The organism is Rathayibacter sp. Leaf299 (assembly GCF_001423055.1).
GTDB lineage: Bacteria > Actinomycetota > Actinomycetes > Actinomycetales > Microbacteriaceae > Rathayibacter > Rathayibacter caricis.
Genome location: NZ_LMNT01000002.1, coordinates 301,497 through 326,123, shown reverse-complemented (window position 1 = coordinate 326,123; position 24,627 = coordinate 301,497). Strand labels below are relative to the sequence as shown.

The window sequence follows — 24,627 nt, the reverse complement described above, 5'->3', positions numbered from 1 at the left end:
CCCGGATCGTACGTCCTCGACATTCTTTTGTACAGAAAGCGCCTCCCTCACACCGCGTTCCGCCGCACCCGCGCCACCACCAGCACCGGGATCAGCAGCAGCGCCAGCAGGCCCCCGCCCAGGCTCAGCACCGCGAAGTCCGAGCTCGCGACGACCACTCCGGAGGCGGCTCCCGCGCCCGCCCCGGACAGGGCGACCAGCACGTCCAGCGACCCCTGCACCCGGGCGCGGTCGGCGGGCGAGGTGCCCTCGACGACGAGGGCGGTGCCCGAGATCAAGCCGAGGTTCCAGCCCAGCCCGAGCAGCGCGAGCGCGGCGATCAGCAGGGCCAGGGAGTCGCCGGGCGCGAGGGCGGCGATCGCTCCGGCCCCGAGGAGCACGATCCCCGAGGCGCCCGCCACGGCCGTGGGGCCGACGCGGTCGACCAGCGGACCGGTGACCAGCGACGGCAGGTACATCGCTCCGATGTGGATCCCGATGACCAGCCCCACGTCGCCGAGGTCGTGATCGTGGGCGAGCATGTGCACCGGGGTCATCGTCATGATCGCGACCATGGCGATCTGCGTGAGCACCATCACCGTCGCTCCCACCGGCGCCGCCCCGCGCCGCACCGGTGCCGCCGCGACGGGCGCCGCCGTCGCGCCGAGGCGGCGGGCGAGCAGGAGCGGGTCGGGCCGCAGGAGCAGGAGGAGGGCGGCGCCCGCCGAGAGGTAGGCCGCCGCGGCGAGCAGGAACGGCCCCGCGAGCGCCGGCAGCCCGAGGCCGGTAGCGACGACGCCGAGGGGCTCGACGACGGCCGGGGCGGCGACCGCTCCGAGCGTCGTCGAGACCAGCGCGGTGCTGATCGCGCGGCCGCGGTGCGAGGGCAGCGCGAGGTCGGTCGCGGCGTAGCGGGCCTGGAGGTTGGTGGCGCTGCCCGCGCCGTAGACGACGAGCGAGGCGAACAGCAGGGCGGCACTGCCGGTGGCCGCCGCGACGACCACGCCCACCGCGCCGAGCCCGCCCGCGGCGAAGCCGAGCCCGAGTCCGAGCCGACGGCCGCGGCGCTGCGCCGTGCGCCCGACGAGGAACGCGGCGAGCGCCGATCCGAGCGTGAGGAGCGCCGTCGACAGCCCTGCGAGCCCCTCGCCGCCGAAGAGGTCCTGCGCGAGCAGCGCGCCGACGGTCGCTCCCGCCGCCAGGCCCGCCCCGCCGAGCACCTGCCCGACGACGACCACGATCAGCGTGCGGCGCTGGACGCGGGCGCGCTCCGTCTCGTCGTGCATCCGCCCGGCACCTCCCGCGTCGCGTTCAGGCTACGCGCGCAGTCGCGTCACCAGCTCGCCCACCGCGTCGAGCCGCCGCCGGGACAGCAGCCCCAGGTGATAGAGGTACAGGTCGTCGAGATCGCGGAGCCGCTCCGCCCAGCCGGGCACCGCCTCCGGATCGACGGGCGGGAGCACGGGCAGGTAGCCGCCGACGCGGACACCGGGCGGTACCGCAGGACGGACCCCTCCGTCGAGCGCGAGATCGGTCACCGGGAGCACGACGCCGTCGACGCCCGGCGTGTCCAGGAGCGCCGCGAACGGCCCGGTCGCCCACGGGTCCGCCTGCGCGTGGAACAGCAGTCGCCGCGCGCCCGCCGCTCGTGCCGCGGCCGTCACCTCTGCGGTGAGCTGTCGGCGGGAGTGGTCGCGCACCTCCAGCAGCAGCGGCGCCGCCTCCCCCAACGCGTCCTCGACCCGGGCCGCTCCGGTGCCGACGGCGGCGAGCACGGTCGCGGCGACCGCCTCCGGTTCGCCCCCGCGCGAGCGGATCGACGCTCGGCACGCCGCGCAGAAGCACAGCGAGAGCAGGTCCTCGTCGACCCGGGACCAGTCGGCGCCCGCGGTCTTCTCGTGGTGGCCGAGGTGCCCGAGTCCCAGCGGCCCGCACGCCTCGATCATGAGGGTGTCGACGCCGCCGAGCAGCACCGTCTCGGTCACGACCGACACCGCGTAGGCGCGCACGTCCTCGTGGGACGGGCAGAGCGCGTACGGGTAGACGTCGCCGGCGGCGCTCCGCACGCAGAGCTCGGGATGCGCGGTGCCGAGGACCGACGAGTGCGTCAGCACCACCCACGCCTCGACGTCGAGTCCCGCGCGGCGGGCCGTCGCGGCGGCGCGCTCGAACGCGTCCTCGCCCGCCCACGGTGCGGCCGATCGGGGCACGAGCCGCCCCCACGCCTCCGGGCGCACCGGCAGGTAGAAGGCCGCGGTCGCCGCATCGACGACGCGGTGGCGGGGGTGCAGCGGAGTCGCGGCGCGGACGGAGTGGTACGCGGCCGCGATCGCGACGCCCGAGACGCCCGCGGCGAGCGCCCGGTCGGCGGCCGCCGGGTCGTCGGCGAGGTCCCACGAGTAGGCGCAGAAGCGGGTGAGCGGGTTCACCGCACGCCCGAGCGCTGCAGGGTCGTCGCCAGCTCGTCGGCGATGTCGCGCACTGTCTCGGCGACGTGCGCGATCTCGTCGTCGCCCGCGCGGTCGAGCGGGATCGAGACGCTGATCGCGTCGGTCGCCGGGATCCGGTACCGCACGGGGACGCCGATGCAGCAGACGCCGGGAGTGTTCTCCTCGCGCTCCACGGCGTAGCGGCGGGCGTGGACCTCGTCGAGTTGCGCCTCGAGCGCCGCGCGGTCGGTGATCGTGTGCGGGGTCAGCGCCACGAGCTCGCCCTGCCCGAGGGCCTCGGCCCGCTCGACGCTCGTGCGCTCGCTGAGCAGCGCCTTGCCGAGCGCGGTGGCGTGGGCGGGCAGGAACCGGCCGACGCGGGAGGTCCGGCGACGCGACTCCTGGGCCTCGCGGGTGGCGAGGTAGAGCACGTCGGAGCCGGTGAGCCGGGCGTAGTGCGCGGTGTAGCCGACCTGCGTGCGCACCCGTTCGAGGGCGGCGACCGCCCAGGGCAGCGCGGGGTCGTGGTCGAGGTACGACGTGCCGACGATGAGGGCGCGGGAGCCGATGGCCGCGTGCGCGCCGTCGGCCGTCATCGCGATCCAGTCGCTCGCGGCCATGGTGTGCAGCAGCTGGTGCAGGCTCGAGCGGGGATAGCCGGTGAGCCGATGCAGCTCGGTGATCGCGAGGGGCCCCGGATGCGCGGCGAGCACCTCGAGCAGGCGGAGCGTGCGCTCCGACGACTTCACCGCCCGGACGGCGGCCGCCCCCGCCTCGTCGCGCTCGCTCACCAGACTCCTCCCAGCGGATGCTCGTCATCCGCGAACGCGCCGCCGATCAGTCCGTGGGACACAGGCGGCTCCCCCTGCGTCGACGCCTCGATCTCCGGGGCGAAGCGCTCGGCGTCGTCCTCGGGACGGTACCCGATCGCGAGGCCCGCTTCGAGCGGGAACCAGCCGCGGGTGTTCGCCGAGACGGCCCAGACCACGTGGAAGCCGCTCCGCTCGGTCGTCGCCGTCGCCCCGATCAGCCGCACGAAGTCCTCGAACGAGAGCCAGGTCGAGAGCGAGCGCCGCCCGCTGGGCCGCTCCTCGATCGTGCCGATCCGCGCGGCGACCACGGTCGTGCCGAAGCGGTCGGCGTAGACGCTGCCGAGTGACTCCATCGCCGCCTTGGACACTCCGTAGAACGTGTCGGGACGGGGCTGCATCACGTCGACCGGCGTGCCGACGGGGTGGAAGCCGACTGCGTGCGTCGAGCTCGCGAGCACGATGCGCGTCACCCCCGCGAGGTGCGCCCGCTCGAGCAGGAGCTGCGTGCCGCCGATGTTGACCTCGGCGATGTCGGGCCACGGCCGCTCGCGGGAGAACCCGCCGAGGTGGACGACGAGGTCGATACCGTCGAGGGCCGCGTCGAGGACCGCGGCGTCGGTGATGCTGCCCTGCACCACGGTCTCGGTGGGCGCCGCAGCAGCGATCGGGGCGATGTCGAGCAGCACGACGCGGTGGCCGAGGGCGGCGAGCAGCGGCCGGATTCCCGTGGCGGCGGCACCCGCGGCGCCGGTGAGGAGGATGCGGTTCGGCATGCGCCTGACTCCCTGGTCTCGATCGGGGAGCGGCTCTCCGCTCCGCATTGACAACGTCGTCGATGCGTACATACGCTACCACTCGCATTCACAAGGATGTGAACGGTTTGCATATGCGAATGGAGATTCGATGAAGAACACCATGCGAACGCGGCGGCTCGTCGGGGCGGTCCTCGCGGCCGGCCTGGTCGCCTCCGTGGCCGGCTGCTCGAGCGAGCCCGCCGACGACGCCGCAGAGGGCGAGCAGAGCCTCGAGGTCTGGACCCGCAGCGCAGCGGAGTCGGCCGCGTCCTACCAGATGGTGTTCGACGCCTTCACCGAGAAGACGGGCGTCGAGATCGACTACCAGCCCGTCGTCGAGTTCGACACCCAGCTGCAGGCCCGCGCCTCGCAGAAGGACCTCCCCGACGTGCTGATCAACGACGCGTCCTCGCTCGGCACCTACGTGGCGCAGGGCCTGATCCTCCCGATCGAGCGCGACTCGATCGAGGGCCAGGGCGACATCGCCGACGAGACCTGGGAGCAGAACGTCGGCCTGGACGGCGCGACCTACGGAGTGCCGTGGTCGCGTCAGGCCAACGTCACGATCATCCGGAAGGACTGGCGCGAGAAGCTGGGGCTCGAGATCCCCACCACGTGGGACGAGCTCTCGGCCCTCGCGAACGCCTTCGCGACGCAGGATCCCGACGGCAACGGGCAGGCCGACACCTACGGCATGGTCGTCCCCGGCAGCGCCAAGAACGGCTACATCGCCCGCTGGGGCAACTCCTACCTCTGGCAGGCCGGCGCCGACATCCTCGAGGAGGACGGCGAGGGCACGTACGCCTCCGTCATCGACTCCCCCGAGGCCGAGGAGGCGATGACCTTCATCCGCGACCAGTTCTGCACCCCGGGCAACATCGTCCCCGGCTCCGTCAACCTGACCACCGCCGAGACCCCGTTCTTCGCGCAGGGCACCGCCGGCATCTACCTCACCGGCCCTTACAACATCAGCTCGTTCGACGCCGCGGTGGGCGCCGAGAACGTCGAGGTGATCCCGATGCCGTCCGGCCCCGAGGGCAGCACCACCTTCGCCGAGGGCGAGAACATCTACTTCGGCGCCAGCTCCGAGAAGGCCGACCTGCAGAAGCAGCTGGCCGAGTTCCTGATCACGCCCGAGGCGCAGGAGATCGCGATGAAGATCGAGACGAACGCGGCCGGAATCACCTCCCAGCCGGTCGTCCGCCTCCCCGTCAACGACCAGGTCGACGTCGCGGCGGTGACCGGTGACGACCGGTGGAGCATCGTGGCCGAGGACTACGCGAACGACTCGAAGACGTTCCCGTGGAACATCGACTTCACCGCGTTCCGCCAGATCCTCGCCGACAACATGAACGCGATGGTCGCGGACTGCGACAGCGACATCCCCGCGGGCCTCGCCACCATCGACGAGCAGTTCCAGGCGCAGCTCGAGGCCCAGGACCTCGTGAAGTGACAGCCCCCCTCGTCACCGGCGCGGTCGCGGGACCGCCCGCTCGGGAGCCTCAGCGCTCCCGGGCCGGGCGGCCCGCGGCCCGCCGCCGCCCCTGGACCGCCCGGTCGCTGATCCCCTGGGCGTTCCTGGCGCCGGGCCTGCTGCTGGGCCTGGTCTTCAAGTTCTACCCGATGATCGAGGGCTTCCGGATGAGCACCGTGAAGGTGCAGCCGTTCCTCGGCGACATCTTCGTCGGCGCGGACAACTACGTCCGCGTGCTCTCGGACACCCGCTTCCGCGACGCGCTCGGCCACACCGTGGTCCTCGGGCTCGTGCAGACGATCGGCGCGCTGGTGTTCGGAGCGGTGCTCGCCCTCCTGCTCGAGGGCCAGGCCCGCCGCCTGTGGTTCGTCCGCACCGCCGTCTTCCTCCCGGTCGTCACGGCCCTCGCGGTCGTCGGCGAGATATGGCGCATCCTCTACTTCCCGACGGAGTCGGGCTTCCTGAACCAGGCCCTCGGGCTCATCGGAGTGCCGCCGCAGCAGTTCCTCAGCGACCCGTCCACGGCGCTGGGCTACATCGCGGTCGTCGGCATCTGGACCGGCGCCCCCTACAACATGGTCATCATCCTGGCGGGCCTCACCGGCATCGACCGGACGCTCTACGAGTCCGCCGCCCTCGACGGGGTGAGCGTGCGCCAGCGCCTGCGCTTCATCGTGCTGCCGGCGCTGCGGCCCGCCGTCTCGGTGGTGCTCACCCTCGCGGCCATCCGGAGCCTGCGCACCTTCACCGAGGTCTACGTGCTCACCGGCGGCGGCCCGGCCGGCAGCACCGAGGTCTGGATGACCCGGGTCTACTCGCTCGGCTTCCAGGCGAACGATCTCGGCGTCGCCTCGGCGGCCTCCGTCCTGCTCCTCGTCGCCACTCTCGTGCTCACCGTCGTGGTCCGCACTCTCTCGAACCGGAAGGCGTCCGCATGACCGCCCTCTCGCCGCGCCGTGCCCGTAGCACCGCGCAGAACACCCAGTTCGACAGCGCGATCGGCTGGCGCCCGGGCTTCTCGGTCTCGAACGTCGTCCGCTTCGTGCTCTGCGCGCTGGTCGTCGTGATCTTCGCCGTGCCGTTCGTCACGATCCTGTCGGGCGCCTTCGACTCCAACGCCGACTCCACGAGCCTCAGCCTGTTCCCGGCCGCGCCCTCGCTCGAGCCGTTCCGCGTCGCGACCGAGAAGGGCGTGTGGGGCTACTTCCTCAACTCGCTCGTCATCGTCGGCGGCGGCCTCGTCCTGCAGATCGCCGTGTCGATCCTCGCCGCGTACGCGCTGGCCCGGCACCGCTTCCGCGGTCAGTCGTTCGTGCTGCTGCTCTTCCTGCTCACGATGATGCTGCCGGAGGAGGTCATCGCCGTTCCGCTCTCGCAGGTCATCGGCGACGTGCCGCTGCTCGGCATCAGCCTCCGCGGCACTCCGTTCGGCGTGATCCTCCCTGTCGCCGTCTGGGGCTTCTCGATCCTGCTCATGACCGAGTTCATGAAGGAGATCCCCGACGAGATCGAGGAGGCCGCCCGCCTGGACGGCATCGGCGAGCTCCGGATGCTGTGGCAGATCATCCTGCCGCTGTGCACGCCGGTGCTCGGCGTCGTGACGATCTTCGGCTTCATGATGATCTGGGACCAGTACCTGCTCCCGCTCATCGCCGCCGACTCCCCGGACGACTACACGCTCACCGTGGCCCTGAGCATCCTGCGCGTCGATGCGCAGGTCGGCACGGGCGTCCTCCTGGTCGGCGCGCTCCTCGCACTCCTCCCCAGCCTGGTCATCTACCTGCTCATGCAGAAGTCGCTGATCCGTGGCATCACCTCCGGCGCAACGAAGGGCTAGTCCGCAGTGATCATCCGCGATCTCCTCATCACCCCCATCGCCTTCCGCGATCCTCCGCTCCTCAACTCCGACGGCGTGCACGAGCCGCTCGCGCTGCGCACGATCCTCCAGCTCGTCGTCGACGGCGGAGTGATCGGCCTCGGCGAGGGCACGGGCGGAGCGGTCGTCCTCGACCGGCTCCAGCGCGTGCGCTCCGCCGTGATCGGCCGCAGCGTCTTCGACCTCGTCGGCATCGAGCGTGCGATCAGCACCGCCCTGCTGCACGACGAGCCCGACCTCGCCCGGCGTGAGCAGCGCACCGTCTTCTCGATCGTCGAGGTGGCCTGCCACGACGCGCAGGGGCACCTCGTCGGCCTGCCCGTCGTCGACCTCCTGGGCGGAGCGGCGCGCGACCGCGTGCCCTACAGCGCGTACCTCTTCTACAAGTGGGCGGCGCATCCGGATCTCGACGGCAGGAGGGACGTCCCGGCCGACGAGTGGGGCGAGGCGCTCGATCCCGACGGCATCGTCCGCCAGGCCCGGCAGCTGATCGACCGCTACGGCTTCCGCTCGATCAAGCTCAAGGCGGGCGTCTTCGCCCCGGAGCAGGAGATCGCCGCGATCCGCGCGCTCGCCGAGGCGTTCCCCGGCTACCCGCTCCGCATCGACCCCAACGGCGCGTGGACCGTCGAGACCGCCCTCCACGTCGCCGACGAGCTGCGCGACGTGCTCGAGTACTTCGAGGACCCGGTCCTCGGCATCGACGGCATGGCCGCGGTCGCCCCGGGCGCCGGCCTCCCGCTCGCGACCAACATGTGCGTCGTCGCGTTCGAGCACATCCCCGAGGCGGTGGCGAAGGGCGCGGTGCAGATCGTGCTCTCGGACCACCACTACTGGGGCGGACTGCGGCACACCCGCGAGCTCGGCGCGATCTGCGAGACGTTCGGCATCGGCATGTCGATGCACTCGAACTCGCACCTCGGCATCTCGCTCGCCGCCATGACGCACGTCGCCGCGGCGAGCCCCGAGCTCAGCTACGCCTGCGACACCCACTACCCGTGGAACCGGGGCGACGACATCGTCCGGCCCGGAGCCCTCGAGATCGTCGACGGCGACATCGTCGTGCCCAGGGGTCCCGGCCTCGGCGTCGAGCTCGACGAGGAGGCGCTCGAGCGCCAGCACCGCGTCTTCCTCGAGTCCGGGCGCAGCCGCCGCGACGACACCGGCTACATGCGCCGCATCGATCCCACCTACGACCCCACCCTGCCGAGGTTCTGATGACCACCCTCACGAGGAGCACCCCGATGACCGACGCGACCACCGAGGCACCCGGGGGCGTCCGCGCTCTGGACGGCGTCCTCTTCTTCCCCGTCACCCCGTTCGACGAGCACGACCGCGTCGACGTCGAGGCGCTCGCCGCGCACGTGGGCGGAGGAGTCTCGGCCGGAGCCGGCGGAGTCTTCATCGCCTGCGGAACGGGCGAGTTCCACGCGCTCGGCATCGACGAGTACGCCACGACCGTCCGCACCGGTGTCGAGGCCACCGCGGGTCGAGTGCCGGTGATCGCCGGAGTCGGCGGCCCGCTCGGCCACGCCCGCGCCTGCATCCGCGCGGCCGAGGAGAGCGGCGTCGACGGCCTGCTGATCCTGCCGCCGTACCTGGTGCGCGGGCCGCAGGAGGGCATCGCGCGCTACGTCGAGCAGCTCGCCGCATCCACCTCGCTGCCGCTGATCGCCTACCACCGCGGCACCGCGGCCTTCAGCCTCCGCACGGCCGAGCGCCTGCTCGCCCTGCCGACCCTCGTCGGCATCAAGGACGGGGTCGGCGACATCGCGCTCGCCCAGCAGTTCGTGAATCTGGCCGCCCGCGTCGGCCGCGAGGACGTGCAGTTCTTCAACGGACTGCTCACCGCCGAGGCCAGCCAGGCCGCGTACCGCGCGATCGGCGTGCCGCTCTACTCCTCCGCCGTGTTCGCCATGGCGCCGGACATCGCGCTCGCCTTCTACGCCGCCTACCGCGACGGCGACGTCGCCGTGCAGCGCCGGCTGCTCGACGGCTTCTACACGCCCCTGATCCAGCTGCGCGACACCACCCCGGGCTTCGCCGTCTCGCTGATCAAGGCGGGAGTCCGGCTCGGCGGGATCGACGCCGGCTCCGTGCGCGCGCCGCTCGTGGATCCGTCGCCGGCGCAGCTGTCGGTGCTCTCCGGGCTGCTCGAGACCGCGCGGGAGATGGTCGCGTGAGCGCCGTGGACTCCGCCGTCCGGGCGGCCGTCGCTGCAGCCCCCGCGGCCCGCCGCGCCTCCGACGCCGAGCGCGCGGGCTGGCTGGTCGCCGTCGCCGACGCCCTCGACGCCGCCTCGGCCGAGCTCGTCGCGCTGGCCGACGCCGAGACCCACCTGGGCTCGCCGCGCCTGCCCGGAGAGGTCGCCCGCACGACCGCACAGCTGCGGCTGTTCGCGTCGGTCGTGCAGGAGGGCTCGTACCTCGAGGCCGTCGTCGACCACGCCGACGCCACGACCACCCCGCCCCGCCCGGACCTCCGGCGGGTGCTCGTGCCGCTGGGCCCGGTCGCGGTGTACGCCGCGTCGAACTTCCCGTTCGCCTTCTCGGTGGCGGGCGGCGACACCGCCTCGGCCCTGGCCGTCGGCTGCCCCGTCGTGGTGAAGGCGCACCCGGGCCACCCGCGCACGTCCCTCCGCACGGCCGCGATCGTCACGGAGGCGCTCGCCGCCGCGGGCGCTCCCGCCGGGCTCTTCGGCATGGTCGAGGGGTACCAGGAGGGGATCGACCTCGTCGAGCACCCCGGCATCACCGCCGCGGCGTTCACGGGCTCCGTCCGCGGAGGCCGCGCGCTGGCCGACCGGGCCGCCGCGCGACCGGCTCCGATCCCGTTCTTCGGCGAGCTGGGCAGCGCGAACCCGGTCGTCGTGACCGCGGCGGCCGACGCGGCGCGCGGAGGCGAGCTCGCGGCTGGACTCGCGGGCTCCTTCACACTCGGGGTCGGCCAGTTCTGCACCAAGCCGGGCATCGTCTTCGTGCCGGAGGGCTCCGCTCTCGAGCAGGCACTGCCCGCGGCCGTCACCGCGCCGGCCGCGACCATGCTGACCGGATCGATCGCCGACGGGTTCGTCCAGGGCTCCACCGCGCTGGCCGGGGTCGAGGGCGTGCAGACGCTGCTCGCGTCCTCCGGCGCCGGCAGCCCCGGTGTCTACGCCGTCGACAGCGCCGTGTTCGTCGACCAGCACGAGGTGCTCGGCGCCGAGGTCTTCGGCCCGGCCACGCTGCTCGTGCGCTACGGCGAGCGCGACGACCTGCTCGCCGCTCTCGACGGACTCGAGGGCTCGCTCACGGCGACCCTCCACTCCGAGGCCGACGACGACGTCGACGACGTGCTCGCCGCGCTCGTCGACCGCAGCGGCCGGGTGCTCTTCGCCGGCTGGCCGACGGGTGTCGCCGTCTCGTGGGCGCAGCAGCACGGAGGGCCGTGGCCGGCGACCACCTCGCAGCACACCTCGGTCGGAGCGACGGCGGTCCGCCGCTTCCAGCGTCCGGTCGCGTTCCAGGACGCTCCGGAGCGCCTGCTGCCGCTCGCCCTGCGCGAGGGCAACCCGCTGGGTGTCCCCCGTCGGGTCGACGGCGTGTACCTCGCGTGAGCCACCGGCGGGTCGAGCCCGCGTAGCGTGGAGCGCATGGAAGCCGCCTCGATCGAGATCGTGCGGTTCGTCGTGTCGCCGCTCCACCGCTACGAGGGCCGGCCCGCCGACGGGGCGATCCCGTTCGAGGGCAACGAGCAGCCCGATCGGATCGAGATCCGCGCCGGGCTCGGCATCGTCGGCGACCGCTACTTCGCGCAGCGGGCCCATCGCACCGCCGCGATCACCCTGTTCGCGATCGAGTCGCTCGAGCACGCGGCCGCCGAGCTGCGGGCGGCGCCGTTCGATCCGGCGGATGCACGCCGCAACATCACCCTGCGCGGAGCGGACGTCGACGCGCTCGCCGGCCGCACCTTCGCACTCGAGCAGGACGACCAGCGGATCGAGTTCCAGGGCGGCCGTCCGGCGAACCCCTGCGCGTGGCTCGACGTCGCGCTCGCCCCCGGCGCTCACAAGGCGCTGCGACGGCGCGGCGGCGTGCGGACAGCACCGCTGGGCAACGGCGTCCTCCACCTCGGCCCGGCCCGGCTGATCCTCCACCGTTCGGAGGACATGCTGATCTGAGCGCTCGGACGAGCCTCTAGGCTCGCTCCGACCACTCACCCCCGATCGAAGGAGGCGCTCCGTGCCCCGAGGCCTCCGCTCACTCGCCCTCGGTGCCCGCACCCGCGTGCGCGAGGCGTTCGCCACCGCCCGGTCCCGCCGCCGCGATCCGCGCCGCCGCTACAAGCGCACCGACGTCTCGGTGCAGCGCGTCCGCCACGAGGACGTCTGGGCCCGGGTCAGCACCGTCGGCCGCACCGGCGAGCGCACCTTCGTGCTGGTCCCCGGCATCGGAGTCGCGGCCACGTACTTCGAGCGCCTCGCGCCCGCGCTCAACGAGTTCGGCCCCGTGCACGCCCTCGATCTACCCGGATTCGGCGGCGTCCCGCACCCGCCGCACGCCCGGCACATGAGCATCCCCGACTACGCCGCGCTCGTCGGGCGCGTGATCGACGAGCTGGGCCTCGTGGACCCGGTCGTCCTCGGCCACTCCATGGGCACGCAGGTCGTCGCCGAGCTGGCCGCCCAGCGCCCCGAGCTCACGACGATCGTGCTGCTGGGCCCCGTGATGAACCGGCACGAGCGCCGCGTCCCGATCGCGGGCCTCCGCTTCGCGCAGTCGAGCCTGCGCGAGCCCCGCCGGGTGGCCCTGCTCGCCGTCGGCGCCTACCTGCTCTGCGGTCCGCGCTGGTTCTCGCGCGTGCTGCCCGAGATGATGCACTACCCGATCGAGGACACGGTGCCGCGGATCCGCGCGTCCGCCCTCCTCATCCGCGGCGAGCACGACCGTCTCGTGCCCCGGGAGTGGATCGAGGAGCTGGCGGAGTCGATGCCGCACGCCCGCGCGTGGGAGATCCCCGGCGCCGCCCACTCCGTCATGCACGCGCACGCCGAGGAGGTGGCGAGGCTCTGCGTCGAGCACGCCCGCGCTCCGCAGCCCGATCGCGACGAGGCCGAGCTCCAGCGCTACCCCGACGCCGAGATAGACCGCTCCGAGGAGGACGCTCCGATCGCCGATCCGCTCGGCGCCGCCCGCGGCCGCGTGACCGAGCTGGTCGGCATCCTCACCGACGACGACTCGCTCATCGCCGAGGGCAAGACCCAGCACGCCGAGGCGACCGATCCGGCCGCGCTGCGCGACGACGCCTAGGGCCGCTCAGGACTCCTCACCCACGATCTCCTCGCGGATCCGGCGCAGGTCCTCGGCGAGCGCCCCCACGAGGATCCAGTGCTCGGGGTGCGGCGTCGCGATCACCAGCGGCGCCGTCAGCGCGGGCAGCTCGTCGGTGATGACCTCCGGCTCCGGCACGTCGACCGCCGACTGCACGAGCAGCCGCAGGTCGTGCGCCGCCCGGTGCAGCTGCACCGCGATGTCGGCGATGGTGGGTTCGCGCACCAGCTCCACGTCGTAGAGGTCGTGCACGGTGCGGGTCATCCCGCGCACGCGCGTGACGATCCGGCCGAGCCGCGGAGTGACGGAGTCGAGCGCCTCGAGGCGGTCGCGGTGGGCGGAGCGGCGCGGATTGAGGCGGAGCGACTCCTCGCCCGTGACGATCGCCGCCTCGGCCTTCCCCTGCATGGTCTGCAGCAGCCGCGCGTTGATCAGCAGCTCGTCGAGGCGCCGCCGCTGGACCGGCGCCTGGAGGGCGTCGGCCAGGTCGTCGAGTGCCGCGGCGAGCTGCGCCGTGAGGTCGCCGACCGCCCTCTCGGCGGGCCCCAGCGCGACCGGTGGCACGAGGAGCCCGTTGACGACGACTCCGACCGCCGCACCGATCAGCGTCTCGACGATGCGGTCGAACGCGTAGTTCGGAGTGACCGCGCCGACCGAGAGCACGAGCATCGCGCTGATCGGGATCTGCACCGCCGAGGCCGGCGTCAGCCGCACCGCCCAGCCCACCGCGATCGCGGCCACGATCGCGATCAGCACGATCACGCTCTCGCCGCCGAACAGCGTCCCGATCACCGAGCCGAGGACCACGCCCAGGATCACGCCGACGCTGCGCTCGAGCGCCTTCGCGAACGACTGGTTCACGCTCGGCGCGACGACGAGCAGCGCCGCGATCGCGCCGAACACGGGCAGCGTGCCGGGGAACACCGCGGCTGCGATGCCCCAGGTGACGACGGTCGCGACGGCCGTCTTGACCAGCTGCAGCAGCGGCGGCCGGGTGGCCACGGTGAAGCTGGAGGTCAGGCGCATGCCCCCACGGTAGCGAGCGCGCCGGAGCGGAGGCCGGGGGATCTCAGCGCTCGTGCGCCGACTCCACGCTCGCGAGCACCGCGCGGAGCGAGCGCGCCGCCTCGGCCCGCTGCGCCGCGGACACGCCCGCCAGCAGCTCGCGCTCGACCGCGAGCACCTCGGGGAACGCCCGGTCGATCAGCTCGACACCGTTCTCGGTGAGCGCGATCAGCGCCCCCCGCCCGTCGGCCGGATTCGCCGACCGCACGACGAGCCCGCGCTTCTCGAGCGCGTGCAGCCGCTTCGTGATCGCGGGAGCGGAGGCGAGCCCGATGGTCCGCAGTGCGCTCGGCGACCGCGGCTCACCCGCTCGCCGCAACGTCGTCAGCACGTCGAACTCGCCGCGGGTGAGCCCGTGGGCGGCGAGCCGCTCCTCCGTCGCCCGCACGACGAGCGCGGAGGCGCGGATCAGCCGGCCGATCACGTCGACCGCCTCGGTGTCGAGCTCGGGCCGCAGCGCCGCCCACCCGTCGCGGATCTCGTCGACCGCGTCGCGCGCTGGACTCCCCAAGTGATTCACGAGTAAAGTATATCTGATTCACCCGTGAAACACTTCCGGCCGGTGCCGCTCGGATCCGCCCGCCGACCCGAGGACGCCATGCCCACCACCCTGCTGCCACCGCTCCCCCACCCCAAGGAGCTCGTCGCTCTCGGCCCGCACGCCGGCGCCCATCGCGTCGCGCTCCGTGCAGGCATCTCGATGGCCGTCCCCCTCCTCGTACTGTGGGCCTTCGGACGCACCGACCTCGCGCTGTACGCGACCTTCGGCGCCTTCACCGCCCTCTACGGCCGCCAGCACACCCACCGCCCGCGCCTGCGGATGCAGCTCTCGGCCGCCGCCTACCTCGTCACCGTGGTGACCGTCGGCACCGCCGTCGCTCTCTCCCCCGCCCGCGAGTGGCTGATCATCCCCGTTGTCGTCGCGGTCGCCGTCGCCGCCGCGTACCTGAGCGACGCCCTGCACTGGCACCCGCCCGGCCCCCTCTTCCCGGTCTTCGCCGTGACGGCGTGCGCCTCGGTCCCCACCGATCCCGCCCGCATCCCGGAGGCGTTCCTCCTCTCGGCCGCGTCCGCCGCCTTCGCCCTCCTCGTCGGTGTCGCCGGAGTGGCCTCCCCTCGCGCCCGCCGCCTTCCGCCCACCCCGTGGCGCACCTCGTTCCGCGCGGCCGCCGCCCGACCCTCGACGCGCGCAGCGATGCTCCGCTTCGGCGCCGTCGTCCTGGTCTCCGGGGCGATCCCCACCGCCACCGGCCTCGGCCACCCCTACTGGGCGATGGTCGCCGCGGTCGCCGCCGTCTCGGGCGCCGACACCGCCGCCCGCCTCGTCCGCGCGGGCCACCGGATGCTCGGCACCGTCGTCGGCGTCGCGATCGCCGCCGCCCTGCTCGCCCTCCCCCTGTCGCCGCTGGCCACGATCGCCGTCGTCGTCCTGCTCCAGGTCCTCGCCGAGCTCTTCGTCGGCCGCAACTACGGCGTGACCCTCGCCTTCGTCACCCCGCTCGCGATCCTGATGGTCGAGTTGGCCCACCGCACCGACGAGCTCGTCCTCCTCCGCGACCGCGCCCTCGAGACCGCCGTCGGCGTCGCCGTCGGAGTCGTCGCCACCCTGCTCGCGCACGCGGCGTCCTCCCGCCGCCGCTGACGCCGGCCCGTTCCGGAACGTCAGCCAGGACCACCCGTCAGCCACGATCGTGGCTGAGCACCACTCCTGGCCGAGGTTCTGCGCGTCGGACCGCGGAGACAGCGACCGGACCCTTTCGCGAGATGCGCGAGCGGAACCGCGCCCGCCACCGCACTCCAGAGGACGGACGGCAGCAGAGCCCAGCGCTCCTCCGCCATGAGCGCCTGCTGCTGCGCTACGCCTCCCTCGCTCGAGATCGGGGAGCTCTCGAGGACGACGAGCAGCACGGCAGCCACCGCCGCTCCCGCCAGCAGGCCGGCCGACGCCCCCGCCCACCAGCGTCGGCGCCCGATCAGTCGGAGCGTGCCGACGAGGACGAGCATCCAGAGCACCCCGAGCGGGAGCGACAGCGCCGCTCCCCAGACGAGGCCGATCACGCCGCCGACCACTCCTGTGATCAGGTCACCACCGTGCAGGGCGTAGCGAAGACCTCCGAGGAGGACCGTCCCTGCAAGCGCGAGCAGGCCCGCGGTCGCTCCGTACGTCACCGGTCGCATCCGACGAGTGTCGCAGCGAGCCTCCGTCGACGGGCGACGAGCGCAGGACGTCGTTCGTGAGCCGAACGGACCGGTCCACGCTCTCGCCGCCTCCGCCGAGGAGCTCGGCGAGCCGAACACGATGAAGGCCCCCGCTCACGGTGAGCGGGGGCCTTCATCCGACCGTCGAACGGGTCCTCTTCGCGGTTACCTCGCCACTGCCGCCGTCGCCGTGGAGGTGCGCGTCGCCGTGGTGTACGCGGTCTTCTTCCCCGTGACGGTAACCGTGATCGTCTTCCCCACGGTCGCGCTGGTCGGCTTGTAGGTGGTCGCGGTCGCGCCGCTGATCGCCGTTCCGTTCGCCTTCCACTGGTAGGTCAGCGCCACCGGCGCAGGCCCCCACGTTCCGGCGGTCGCGGTGAGAGTCGAGCCGACCTTCGCGGTGCCGGTGATCTTCGGGGTCACCGCGGTCAGGGTGCCGGAGGCGACGGCCGCAGTGGCCGCCGACGTCCGAGTCGCCGAGGTGTAGCCGGCCTTCGTCCCGGACACCGTGACCGTGATCGTCTTGCCCAGGGTGGCCGCTGACGGCTGGTAGGTGCTGCCCGTCGCGCCGGAGAGCGCCGTTCCGTTCGCCTTCCACTGGTAGGTGAAGGCGACCGGCGCGGGACCCCACGCGCCCGGCACCGCGGTCAGGGTGGAGCCGACCTTGGCGGTGCCGGTGATCGTCGGCGTCACCGCGGTCAGAGTGCCGGCCACGACGGCCGCGGTGGCGGCGGACGTGCGACTCGAGCCGGTGTACCCGGTCTTGCTTCCCGTGACCGTGACGGTGATCTTCTTGCCGAGAGTCGCACTGGACGGCGTGTAGGTACCGGCCGTCGCTCCCGAGAGTGCGACGCCGTCGGCCTTCCACTGGTAGGAGAAGGTCACGGGCGCAGGACCCCACGTCCCCGTGTTCGCGGTGAGGGTGGAGCCCACCTTCGCCGTGCCGGTGACGGTCGGAGTCGCCGCCGTCAGCGCGCCCCCCGAGACCGCCGCGGTCGCGGTCGAGACCCGCGTCGTCGACACGTACCCGCTCTTGGAGCCGGTCACCGCGACGGTGATCGTCTTCCCCGCATCCGCCGACGCGAGCCGATAGGTGCCCGCGGTCGCGCCGCTGATGGCCGTGCCGTTCGCGCGCCACTGGTACGCGAGCGCCACCGGAGCCGGCCCCCACGTTCCGGCGTTCGCCGTCAGGGTCGACCCGACGGTCGCGGTGCCGCTGATGGTCGGAGTGGGGGCGGTGAGCGCGGACCCGCTGAGCGCCACGACCGTCGAGGTCGGCGAGCTCTCTCCGCCGGCGTTGATCGCCGTGACGCTGAGCGTGTAGGTGCCTCCCGCTGCGAGGTTGGTGAAGGTGTACGACCGAGCGCTTGAAGCGACCACGGTCGACCACGGACCGGAGCCCGCGTTGTCGACTCCGCTGCGGGAGACGCGGTAGCCGGTGATCGCCGGGTTCCCGGGGCTCGTCGGCGGCATCCACCCGATGGTCGCCGTGCGAGCCGTGTTGTTGACGGTTCCACCTACCGATGTCGGCGTGGAAGGCGGCGAGTACGGGTTGGAGACACCCTCGACGGATAGGAAGGGGCCGACTCCGATCGCATTGATCGCCTGCACCGTGAAGGTGTAGTTCGTGTTCGAACGCAGATTGGTAAAAGTCTGCGATCGCTTGTCGGCGGAGACGGTCGTCGACCAAGGGCCGTTGCCCGACGCATCCACCCCGGTGCGGGCAACTCGATAGCCGGTGATATCGCTACCGCCGTCGGTGTAGGGCGAGCGCCATCCAACGGTGATCGATGTTCCGACAGTTTCTGACCACACGTCACCCGGCTCCGAGGGTATTGCCCTCCCGGTACCGAACAGGACGCAAGATTCCGGGGAACTAGCATATTCAGTGTACTCATCCCCGTAATAACCCTCGAACGGAGACGACGCCCAAATGCAGAACTCGTATCGATGGTTAGTTTCGAGTTGGACGGTCTTTGATGAAGTCGTCGGTTCCAGCCAATCGACGTCCGGGTCGGACCCGTAGTCATCGTCCGACACGTACGTGTCACGCACATACGAGCGATACGACTGGAAGTCGCAGGGCTGGCCTGCGAGAGACGGCGCTTCCCAACGGAGAGTCGTAAGCCCAGTGTCTGTATCCGCTGCCGCTGTCACGTTGATAGGCGCCGGCACAGCACCGAAATGATAGAGCTTCGTGGTTGCGGAGATACTCTGAGTCGACGAACTCTGAAGCGACTCCCCATTGGCCCCTCCTGTAAAAGGAGCGGACATATTCGTGACGGCCGCAACTTCGATATGAAGTTCGCGGTCGTACCGAGGAATCTTTACGACGGCCGAAGTCCGACCGGCAACGTCCAGCGAAGCGAGAGTGTACCGTTCGTCTCCATAGTATTCCCCACCTTCATAGATCTGCTCGATTCCGTAGATGTGAATACGGTAACCGGCGACTGCCTGAGTGGACGCAGTCCACGAAAGCGTCACCGTATCGGTGCAACCGTCGTCTGTTGCGACGACATTCGTGGGCGGGGAGGGCGATCCTGCGGCCTGCGCTGGGGCGGCCACAAGCAAGGACATCACGAGGGCGAGCAAGAGGGAGAAGCTGAGTGCGGCTTTGCGCATGAAAGTCGGGATCTTCCGGGTTCGTCGAGTGAGCGGGTCGACGATCGCCGAGTCCTACCGGATCGTCCCACCCCGCCGCATTCCGCCCTAGACCCCGTTCAAGGGGGACAAAACTCGCTACACGAGCGGCTTGTCCCCACCCTGAGGACAAGGCGTCCGAGCCAATCAGGATCAGCGGTTCCGAGCAAGACGAAAGGCCCCCTGCTTCCGTGGAAGCGGGGGGCCTTCTCGTGGCGGTACCGGTGGGATTTGAACCCACGGTGGACGCAAGCCCACACATGTTTTCGAGACATGCTCCTTCGGCCGCTCGGACACGGTACCGGGGTCGAGTGTACGCGACGCTCTCAAGTCGCGCCAATCGGCGCGGACGCGAGGCGCCGGACGGTCGGTGGCCGCGAGCAGGGGCGGCTCAGACCGCCGCGAACAGGAGGAACGACAGCACGCGGTCCCATTCCGAGACGGCCAACAGGTGGCCGCGGCCCGGGACGACCTCGAGGCGGGAGTCGGCGAGGCGCGCGGCGTACCACTCGCCGTGCACGCGGCCGACCTCGGGGTCCTCGGCGCCGTAGAGGAGGAGCGCGGGCGACGCGACCTGGTCGACCGCGAAGCCCCAGTCGAGCAGGGTGTAGCCGACGATGTCGGCGGCCATGCCGGTGGTGCCCTGCGCGGCGGCGCGTTCGAGCATGCGGAGGAGGCGGTCGCGGACGCCGGGTGCCTCGAGGAGCGGGGCGTCGGCGCCGGCCGCGCCGAGCATCCCGAGGAGGGCGGCCGGGTCGGGGGCCGGGCCGAAGGCCTCGCCGAGCATCGTGTCGAGGGCACGGACGGCGTCGGCGGACGGCAGCGCCCGGAGCGATTCGAGCATCGCCCGGTTGGCGTCGCCGACCCACGGCACGGCGTCGTCGGGCGCCGGAGTCGCGAGGACGGCCACGCGCTCGACGAGACCGGGGTAGTTGGCCGAAAGGGCGAGCGCGACGCGGCCGCCGGCCGACCAGCCCGCCGCGGTGACCGAGGCGATGCCGATCGTCGCGAGGTACTCGGCGATGTCGGCGGCGGCCTGCTCGGGGGTGGCGGGGGCGCCCGCGCCGGCCTGGTCGAGATCGTTCAGCAGCTCGGACGCGCCGTACCCGGGACGGTCGACCGAGAGCAGGCGCACGCCGTGGCGCGCGGTCGCCTCGGGGTCGGGGTCGAAGTCGGCCGATCCGGGAGCGGGATGCGCGAGCACGACGACGTGCTCGGCGTGCTCCGGCCCCGTCCAGGTGACGCCGAGCGCGCGGCCGGACTTGAGGTGGTGCACTGACGACGACATGGGGTCAGTCTCGCGCAGACCTCCGACAGCTCGGGCTCGCCGCTCCACGAAGCGGCGCTTCTCCCCAGGCCTCGATCCCGAGCACTTCTCCCCGGGCCGGGCGCGCTGCGGACGAGTGTCGGCGGTGGCGGCTATCGTCGAAGACACGTTCGAAGGAACGCTCCGATGTCGGAGGCCGCTCGTAGCCTCGCTGACGCCGATCCACCCCCACCCAGCCCCGCTCCGAAAGGACCTCATGGCCGCCTCGAAGACGCGCACCGCCGCCTACCGCTGCTCGGAGTGCGGCTGGACGACCGCGAAGTGGGTCGGCCGGTGCGGCGAGTGCCAGCAGTGGGGCACGGTCGTCGAGAGCACCGAGCGCACCGGGCTCGTACGCGCGGTCGCGGCTGTCGCCCCCTCGGCGAACCGCGTCGCCCGCCCCATCACCGAGATCCCGACCACCTCCGGCGCCCGCCACCGGCCCACCGGGGTCGGCGAGCTCGATCGCGTGCTCGGCGGCGGCATCGTCTCGGGTGCCGTGGTCCTGCTCTCGGGCGAGCCGGGCGTCGGCAAGTCCACGCTGCTGCTCGAAGTGGCCTCCCGCGCCGCCGCCGAGGGCCAGCGCGTCCTCTACGTCAGCGCCGAGGAGTCGGCCGCGCAGGTCCGCATGCGCGCCGAGCGCACCGGCGCGATGCACGACAGCCTCTACCTCGCCGCCGAGACCGACCTCGCGACGGTCCTCGGTCAGATCGACGAGGTGCAGCCCGACCTCCTCATCGTCGACTCGGTGCAGACCGTCGCGAGCGACACCGTCGACGGCCTGCCCGGCGGTCCGAGCCAGGTCCGCGAGGTCGCGGCCACGCTCATCCGGGTCTGCAAGGAGCGCGCGCTCCCCCTGGTGCTCGTCGGCCACGTCACGAAGGACGGCTCGATCGCCGGCCCGCGCCTGCTCGAGCACCTGGTCGACGTGGTCTGCCACTTCGAGGGCGACCGGCAGACGGCCCTGCGCTTCGTCCGCTCGCTCAAGAACCGGTTCGGCCCGACCGACGAGGTCGGCTGCTTCGAGATGACCGCCGAGGGCATCGCCGAGATCCCCGACCCGAGCGGCCTGTTCCTCTCGCGCACCCGCTTCCCCACCCCGGGCATCTGCGTCACGGTGGCGATGGAGGGCCGACGCGCCCTGCCCGTCGAGATCCAGGCGCTCGTCATCGCGAACGACGGCGAGCACCCGCGCCGCGTCACCAACGGAGTCGACGCCTCGCGCGTCGCGATGATCCTCGCCGTCCTCGAACGGCAGGCCGGCATCCCGCTGCGCCGGTGCGACGTCTACGTGTCGACGGTCGGCGGAGTGAAGCTGATGGAGCCCGCGGCCGATCTCGCCATCGCCGTCGCGATCGCCTCCGCCCACGCGTACACGCCGCTCCGGCCCGGCATCGCCGCGTTCGGCGAGATCAGCCTCTCCGGAGACATCCGCCCCGCCTCCGGAGCCAAGCAGCGCGCCAACGAGGCCACTCGCCTCGGCCACTCCTCGCACCTCGACTCCGGCGCCTTCACGCTCTCGAGCGCCATCACGCACGCCCTCGTGCCGGTGCCCACGCGCATCCCCGAGGGCCGCTCCGGCCCGCGATCGAGCATGCAGGGCGCCTAGACCGAGCACGGCTCGGATCGGCCAGCGCCCGTCATGCAGGGCGCCTAGACCCCGCCGCCTCCGCCACCCCCGCCGCCTCCGCCCGAGCTGCCGCCGCCACCGGCACCACCGCTCGACGAGCTCGTCGACGAGCCCACGAAGCTCGATGCCGACGACGAGAACGACGACACGCTGCTCGCGAACGCCGCCGCCTGGAATCCGCTCGACCCGGAGTACCAGACCGGATCCTCGCCCGCCTGCTCGTACGCGACCGACAGCGCCGTCGCCCACTCCGACTCGAGCCCCAGCAGCACCGCCCACGGCAGCAGCCGCTCGGTCACCTCCACGACCTCCACCGGTCCGAGCATCCGGCGCTGCGCGCCCTCCGGCGACTGCAGAACGGCGAACCGATCCGCCTCCGCCAGCTTCAGATACAGCTCCAGCCCGCGCAGATGATCGCGCAGCTCCGCCCCCGCCGCCATCACGGGCACCTTCGCCAGCAGCACGCACACCAGCGCCCCGATCGCGATCGCCACGAGCACCAGGACGAACGGCAGCGCCCCACCCAGCGACGCCGCGAGCAGACCCGCCCCGCCGACCACCGCGACGATCACCGCCACGACCGTGGCCAGGATCAGCCAGACCGATCCGCGCACCGTCCCCGGCCGCCGCAGCCCCTCCTCCTCGGCCCGCTTGGGCAGCGTGCTCAACAGAGCGGTGACCTCCTTGCCGAACGCCTTGTCCTTCTCGGCCAGATCACGGACTGTCCCGGGCGCCGGCGACGGACCGAACGCGATATCCCGGAAGCGCTGCTCGTCGACCGCCAGCGGACGCGGCCGCCCGGCGCGCCGCAGCGACACCTCGGCCGGATCCAGTACCCGCAGGAGGAACGACGGCTTCCCCTTGCGCCCCTCGACCTCCTCGATCCGCGCGAACCGCCGCACCGCGGAGTCGACCAGCGCCGCCGCGGCGGCCCGCGTCGTCTTCGACCTCAGCTGCGCCGACAGGAACAGCCCCTGCACCGGAGGCTCGTACTCGGCGATGATCGTCGGCCTGCCCGGTGCGTCCTTCAGCACCGTGGCACGCCGTCGCGCGGCAAGGACAAGCAGCACCAGCGACGCAGCCAGTCCGATCAGCTGCACCCACCCCCAGGCGGCCGCGAAATAGCTGTCGTCGCGCGGGGTGAACGTGCCCGGCGCGAACCCGACCGCGATCGTGACGTTCTCCCCCGCGGCGAGGTCGCTGCCGGAGGCGGTGACCACTCCGTCGGCCTCGTCGAGCACGCAGCCGTCCGTCGAGCCGGCGACGCCCCGGTAGCAGGACGCCGTCCCGGTCGCGGCCTCCGCGAGCCCCGGGCCCAGCTCCACCCGGATCCGGTAGCCGTCGAACGGCTGGCGCCAGGCGGTGCCGTTCGCGTCCCAGTAGAACTCGTCCTCTCCGCTCGACGTCCCCGAGGCGGGCAGTGTCACGTTCCGCTGCGTGTAGGTGAACACGTAGGTCTGGCTGCCGCTGACGTAGTCGTCCGCGGCGCTCGTGACGATCAGGAAGCCGTCCTCCGACTCCGTGTCGACGGGCCGGGGCGCGCCGTCGCCGTCCGTCACCGAGACGAGATCGACGTCGGTCGGCCGCCCCTCGAACTCGAGCGGGATCGCCCGCTGCATCCCGCGGTTCTGGTTCGACGGGAACTCGGCGACGAACGTCTCCTCCGTCGTCAGGATCGATCGGCCCTCGGCGTCGCGGTCGAGCACGAAATCGGCCGAGTACTCCGAGAAGCGGAAGACGTCCACGCCCGCTCGCAGCGCATCGGCCGCAGCGGCCGGCGCTGCGAGGAGCGCCGCGAGGAGCAGCCCACCGGCCGTGGCAGCGGACAGGACAGCGGAGAGAGTGGCCCTCATGTCCCCGAGCGTAGGCGCGGAACGTGGCGCGCCGCGTCCGCCGAGCGGGCGAGACCTACCGCAGCAGGAACTGAGTGGTCGACCCGGACGGGATGCCCGCGATCGACACCGAGAGTGCGTAGGCGGCACCCTCGCCGGGGACCGCCTCGCGTCCGCCGTCGCAGGTGTCCGGCGAGGAGCGGGTGCGATCCCAGGTGATCGGGCTCCCGGTCACCGTGCGGCCCGACTGCAGCAGCACGTCCAGGTCGGAGGCGCCGGTCTGGCAGTCGGTCGACGACCAGATCGGGTCGGAGCCGCTCGTGATCGTGAAGACCTGCTGCGACGTCCCCGCGTTGATCACGCAGTCCGAGTTCGAGATGTTGGCGAGCGAGAGCGAGAGCTGCGGATTCTCGTCCGAGGAGTAGCTCGTCGAGTCCGTCACCGCCGTGACCGCCACCATGTCGGCGGTGCAGTCCGGCACGGCTCCCGAGGCCGTCGGCATGGTCGAGGGGTAGAGCGTGGGCAGCGGGCTGCTCGACGGACCCGCGTCGTCGGCCGCCTCCCGCGATCCCGCCCACGGCCGGAGGGACAGCAGCACGACCAGGCCCGCCACGATCACGAGGAGCGCCAGCAGCACGCCGGCCCTGCGCCTGCGGTAGACCCGGGAGGGCAGGCGGCGGGGCGGCGGAGTCACCGGAACAGGCTACGACGCCGCAGCCGTCAGAGCGTCTTCAGCATCCGGGTGTTGCCGAGCGTGTTCGGCTTCACCCGGGCGAGGTCGAGAAACTCCGCGACACCCTCGTCGGGAGAGCGGAGCAGCTCGGCGTACACCTCGGGGTCGACGACCTTCTCGCCGATCGGCGCGTAGCCGTGGCGCTGGAAGAAGTCGACCTCGAAGGTCAGGCAGAACAAGCGCTTGAGCCCCAGCTCGCGGGCGTCGTTCTCGAGCCGCTCCAGGATGTGGTGGCCGACTCCGCGGCCGAGCCAGTCCTGCGAGACCGCGAGAGTGCGCACCTCCGCGATGTCGTCCCACATCACGTGCAGCGCGCCGCAGCCGATGGCGTTGCCCTCGCCGTCCTCGGCGATGCGGAACTCCTGCACGGCTCCGTAGAGCACCACTCGGTCCTTGCCCAGGAGGATCCGCTCGTTGACGAGGGGCTCGCTCAGCTCCTGGATGAAGGGGACGTCACTCGTGCGCGCCCGGCGCACCGGGTACTTCCAATCGGCCATCGGACCAGCGTAGGGCCTGGTGAGCACAGGGCCCGGTGAGCGCAGGGCCGAA

The 24,627-nt window shown here is 72.4% G+C and carries 22 protein-coding genes and 1 tRNA gene; 10 read left to right on the top strand and 13 right to left on the bottom strand.

The genetic code is table 11. The features are described 5' to 3' along the window. Positions 1-47 precede the first annotated feature (47 nt). The 4 genes from ASF48_RS08810 to ASF48_RS08795 are packed head-to-tail and all read right to left on the bottom strand — an operon-like array spanning position 48 to position 3,993. The gene (locus ASF48_RS08810) at positions 48-1,265 is read right to left on the bottom strand and encodes an MFS transporter (protein ID WP_055789907.1); all 1,218 of its coding nucleotides are present in this window, start codon (positions 1,263-1,265) and stop codon (positions 48-50) included. A gap of 30 nt (positions 1,266-1,295) precedes the next feature. Next, positions 1,296-2,408, bottom strand: coding sequence for a hypothetical protein (locus ASF48_RS08805; protein WP_055789904.1), 1,113 nt, complete (start codon positions 2,406-2,408; stop codon positions 1,296-1,298). Next, positions 2,405-3,199: an IclR family transcriptional regulator gene (locus ASF48_RS08800; protein WP_200930999.1), complete on the bottom strand. Its 795-nt coding sequence runs from the start codon at positions 3,197-3,199 to the stop codon at positions 2,405-2,407. The genes ASF48_RS08805 and ASF48_RS08800 overlap by 4 nt, the downstream gene beginning before the upstream one ends. Beyond that, positions 3,196-3,993: an NAD-dependent epimerase/dehydratase family protein gene (locus ASF48_RS08795; protein WP_055789899.1), complete on the bottom strand. Its 798-nt coding sequence runs from the start codon at positions 3,991-3,993 to the stop codon at positions 3,196-3,198. Before ASF48_RS08795 ends, ASF48_RS08800 begins: the two co-directional genes overlap by 4 nt. Positions 3,994-4,123: 130 nt before the next feature. Here ASF48_RS08795 and ASF48_RS08790 point away from each other — a divergent pair, with 130 nt between their 5' ends. The 8 genes from ASF48_RS08790 to ASF48_RS08755 all read left to right on the top strand — a co-directional run bounded on the left by ASF48_RS08790 (position 4,124) and on the right by ASF48_RS08755 (position 12,652). Then, positions 4,124-5,467, top strand: a complete 1,344-nt coding sequence (locus ASF48_RS08790) for a sugar ABC transporter substrate-binding protein (RefSeq protein WP_082481158.1) — start codon at positions 4,124-4,126, stop codon at positions 5,465-5,467. Next, positions 5,464-6,426 (top strand): carbohydrate ABC transporter permease, encoded by a 963-nt coding sequence (locus ASF48_RS08785; protein WP_082481157.1) that lies wholly within the window; start codon positions 5,464-5,466, stop codon positions 6,424-6,426. Before ASF48_RS08790 ends, ASF48_RS08785 begins: the two co-directional genes overlap by 4 nt. Continuing rightward, a complete protein-coding gene (locus ASF48_RS08780; RefSeq protein ID WP_055789898.1) occupies positions 6,423-7,325 on the top strand; it encodes a carbohydrate ABC transporter permease in 903 nt (300 codons plus the stop codon). Before ASF48_RS08785 ends, ASF48_RS08780 begins: the two co-directional genes overlap by 4 nt. A gap of 6 nt (positions 7,326-7,331) precedes the next feature. Continuing rightward, positions 7,332-8,582 (top strand): glucarate dehydratase family protein, encoded by a 1,251-nt coding sequence (locus ASF48_RS08775; protein ID WP_055789895.1) that lies wholly within the window; start codon positions 7,332-7,334, stop codon positions 8,580-8,582. Between the two features lie 26 nt (positions 8,583-8,608). Beyond that, positions 8,609-9,547, top strand: a complete 939-nt coding sequence (locus ASF48_RS08770) for a 5-dehydro-4-deoxyglucarate dehydratase (RefSeq protein WP_055791420.1) — start codon at positions 8,609-8,611, stop codon at positions 9,545-9,547. Next, positions 9,544-10,959, top strand: a complete 1,416-nt coding sequence (locus ASF48_RS08765) for an aldehyde dehydrogenase family protein (protein ID WP_055789891.1) — start codon at positions 9,544-9,546, stop codon at positions 10,957-10,959. The genes ASF48_RS08770 and ASF48_RS08765 overlap by 4 nt, the downstream gene beginning before the upstream one ends. A gap of 36 nt (positions 10,960-10,995) precedes the next feature. Beyond that, the gene (locus ASF48_RS08760) at positions 10,996-11,523 is read left to right on the top strand and encodes an MOSC domain-containing protein (RefSeq protein WP_055789888.1); all 528 of its coding nucleotides are present in this window, start codon (positions 10,996-10,998) and stop codon (positions 11,521-11,523) included. A gap of 61 nt (positions 11,524-11,584) precedes the next feature. Then, positions 11,585-12,652 carry an alpha/beta fold hydrolase gene (locus ASF48_RS08755; protein WP_157603114.1) on the top strand — a complete coding sequence of 356 codons (1,068 nt, stop codon included), beginning with the start codon at positions 11,585-11,587 and terminating at the stop codon, positions 12,650-12,652. A 6-nt stretch (positions 12,653-12,658) separates the two neighbouring features. Here ASF48_RS08755 and ASF48_RS08750 read toward each other — a convergent pair whose 3' ends face one another. Next, positions 12,659-13,699 (bottom strand): FUSC family protein, encoded by a 1,041-nt coding sequence (locus ASF48_RS08750; protein WP_055789885.1) that lies wholly within the window; start codon positions 13,697-13,699, stop codon positions 12,659-12,661. Positions 13,700-13,742: 43 nt separating this feature from the next. Beyond that, entirely contained in the window at positions 13,743-14,258 is a 516-nt protein-coding gene (locus ASF48_RS08745) for a MarR family winged helix-turn-helix transcriptional regulator (protein WP_162238031.1), read from the bottom strand. Between the two features lie 78 nt (positions 14,259-14,336). Here ASF48_RS08745 and ASF48_RS08740 point away from each other — a divergent pair, with 78 nt between their 5' ends. Next, positions 14,337-15,380: an FUSC family protein gene (locus tag ASF48_RS08740; RefSeq protein ID WP_055789882.1), complete on the top strand. Its 1,044-nt coding sequence runs from the start codon at positions 14,337-14,339 to the stop codon at positions 15,378-15,380. A 20-nt stretch (positions 15,381-15,400) separates the two neighbouring features. On the opposite strand, the gene ASF48_RS08735 is transcribed toward ASF48_RS08740, so the two are convergent. From ASF48_RS08735 to ASF48_RS08720, 4 genes are all read right to left on the bottom strand, one after another. Next, positions 15,401-15,916 (bottom strand): hypothetical protein, encoded by a 516-nt coding sequence (locus ASF48_RS08735; RefSeq protein WP_157603113.1) that lies wholly within the window; start codon positions 15,914-15,916, stop codon positions 15,401-15,403. Positions 15,917-16,102: 186 nt separating this feature from the next. Next, on the bottom strand, positions 16,103-18,211 hold the full coding sequence (locus ASF48_RS20030; protein ID WP_268788509.1) for a fibronectin type III domain-containing protein: 2,109 nt from the start codon (positions 18,209-18,211) through the stop codon (positions 16,103-16,105). A gap of 579 nt (positions 18,212-18,790) precedes the next feature. Further along, positions 18,791-18,880, bottom strand: a tRNA-Ser gene (locus tag ASF48_RS08725). A gap of 88 nt (positions 18,881-18,968) precedes the next feature. Then, the gene (locus ASF48_RS08720; protein WP_055789871.1) at positions 18,969-19,865 is read right to left on the bottom strand and encodes an alpha/beta fold hydrolase; all 897 of its coding nucleotides are present in this window, start codon (positions 19,863-19,865) and stop codon (positions 18,969-18,971) included. A gap of 235 nt (positions 19,866-20,100) precedes the next feature. Between ASF48_RS08720 and radA the strand changes: the two genes are divergently transcribed. Next, entirely contained in the window at positions 20,101-21,492 is a 1,392-nt protein-coding gene (gene radA / locus ASF48_RS08715; protein ID WP_082481152.1) for a DNA repair protein RadA, read from the top strand. Between the two features lie 44 nt (positions 21,493-21,536). Here the strand turns inward: radA and ASF48_RS08710 are convergent, their stop codons facing one another. Genes ASF48_RS08710 through ASF48_RS08700 form a run of 3 tightly spaced genes read right to left on the bottom strand, consistent with a single transcriptional unit; the run spans position 21,537 to position 24,575 of the window. Next, on the bottom strand, positions 21,537-23,366 hold the full coding sequence (locus tag ASF48_RS08710) for a DUF2207 family protein (protein ID WP_055789868.1): 1,830 nt from the start codon (positions 23,364-23,366) through the stop codon (positions 21,537-21,539). 55 nt (positions 23,367-23,421) lie between these two features. Then, positions 23,422-24,039: a hypothetical protein gene (locus tag ASF48_RS08705; RefSeq protein ID WP_230673195.1), complete on the bottom strand. Its 618-nt coding sequence runs from the start codon at positions 24,037-24,039 to the stop codon at positions 23,422-23,424. 26 nt (positions 24,040-24,065) lie between these two features. Next, positions 24,066-24,575: an amino-acid N-acetyltransferase gene (locus tag ASF48_RS08700; RefSeq protein WP_055789862.1), complete on the bottom strand. Its 510-nt coding sequence runs from the start codon at positions 24,573-24,575 to the stop codon at positions 24,066-24,068. Between the last annotated feature and the right edge of the window lie 52 nt (positions 24,576-24,627).

Excerpts from the sequence above, each read along its gene's own strand:
- ASF48_RS08810 (WP_055789907.1), bottom strand. The coding sequence starts at position 1,265 with ATGCACGACGAGACGGAGCGCGCCCGCGTCCAGCGCCGCACGCTGATC.
- ASF48_RS08795 (WP_055789899.1), bottom strand. The coding sequence starts at position 3,993 with ATGCCGAACCGCATCCTCCTCACCGGCGCCGCGGGTGCCGCCGCCACG.
- ASF48_RS08790 (WP_082481158.1), top strand. The coding sequence starts at position 4,124 with ATGAAGAACACCATGCGAACGCGGCGGCTCGTCGGGGCGGTCCTCGCG.
- ASF48_RS08780 (WP_055789898.1), top strand. The coding sequence starts at position 6,423 with ATGACCGCCCTCTCGCCGCGCCGTGCCCGTAGCACCGCGCAGAACACC.
- ASF48_RS08770 (WP_055791420.1), top strand. The coding sequence starts at position 8,609 with ATGACCGACGCGACCACCGAGGCACCCGGGGGCGTCCGCGCTCTGGAC.
- ASF48_RS08760 (WP_055789888.1), top strand. The coding sequence starts at position 10,996 with ATGGAAGCCGCCTCGATCGAGATCGTGCGGTTCGTCGTGTCGCCGCTC.
- ASF48_RS08750 (WP_055789885.1), bottom strand. The coding sequence starts at position 13,699 with ATGCGCCTGACCTCCAGCTTCACCGTGGCCACCCGGCCGCCGCTGCTG.
- ASF48_RS08740 (WP_055789882.1), top strand. The coding sequence starts at position 14,337 with ATGCCCACCACCCTGCTGCCACCGCTCCCCCACCCCAAGGAGCTCGTC.
- ASF48_RS08735 (WP_157603113.1), bottom strand. The coding sequence starts at position 15,916 with ATGCGACCGGTGACGTACGGAGCGACCGCGGGCCTGCTCGCGCTTGCA.
- ASF48_RS20030 (WP_268788509.1), bottom strand. The coding sequence starts at position 18,211 with ATGTCCGCTCCTTTTACAGGAGGGGCCAATGGGGAGTCGCTTCAGAGT.
- ASF48_RS08720 (WP_055789871.1), bottom strand. The coding sequence starts at position 19,865 with ATGTCGTCGTCAGTGCACCACCTCAAGTCCGGCCGCGCGCTCGGCGTC.
- radA (WP_082481152.1), top strand. The coding sequence starts at position 20,101 with ATGGCCGCCTCGAAGACGCGCACCGCCGCCTACCGCTGCTCGGAGTGC.
- ASF48_RS08710 (WP_055789868.1), bottom strand. The coding sequence starts at position 23,366 with ATGAGGGCCACTCTCTCCGCTGTCCTGTCCGCTGCCACGGCCGGTGGG.
- ASF48_RS08700 (WP_055789862.1), bottom strand. The coding sequence starts at position 24,575 with ATGGCCGATTGGAAGTACCCGGTGCGCCGGGCGCGCACGAGTGACGTC.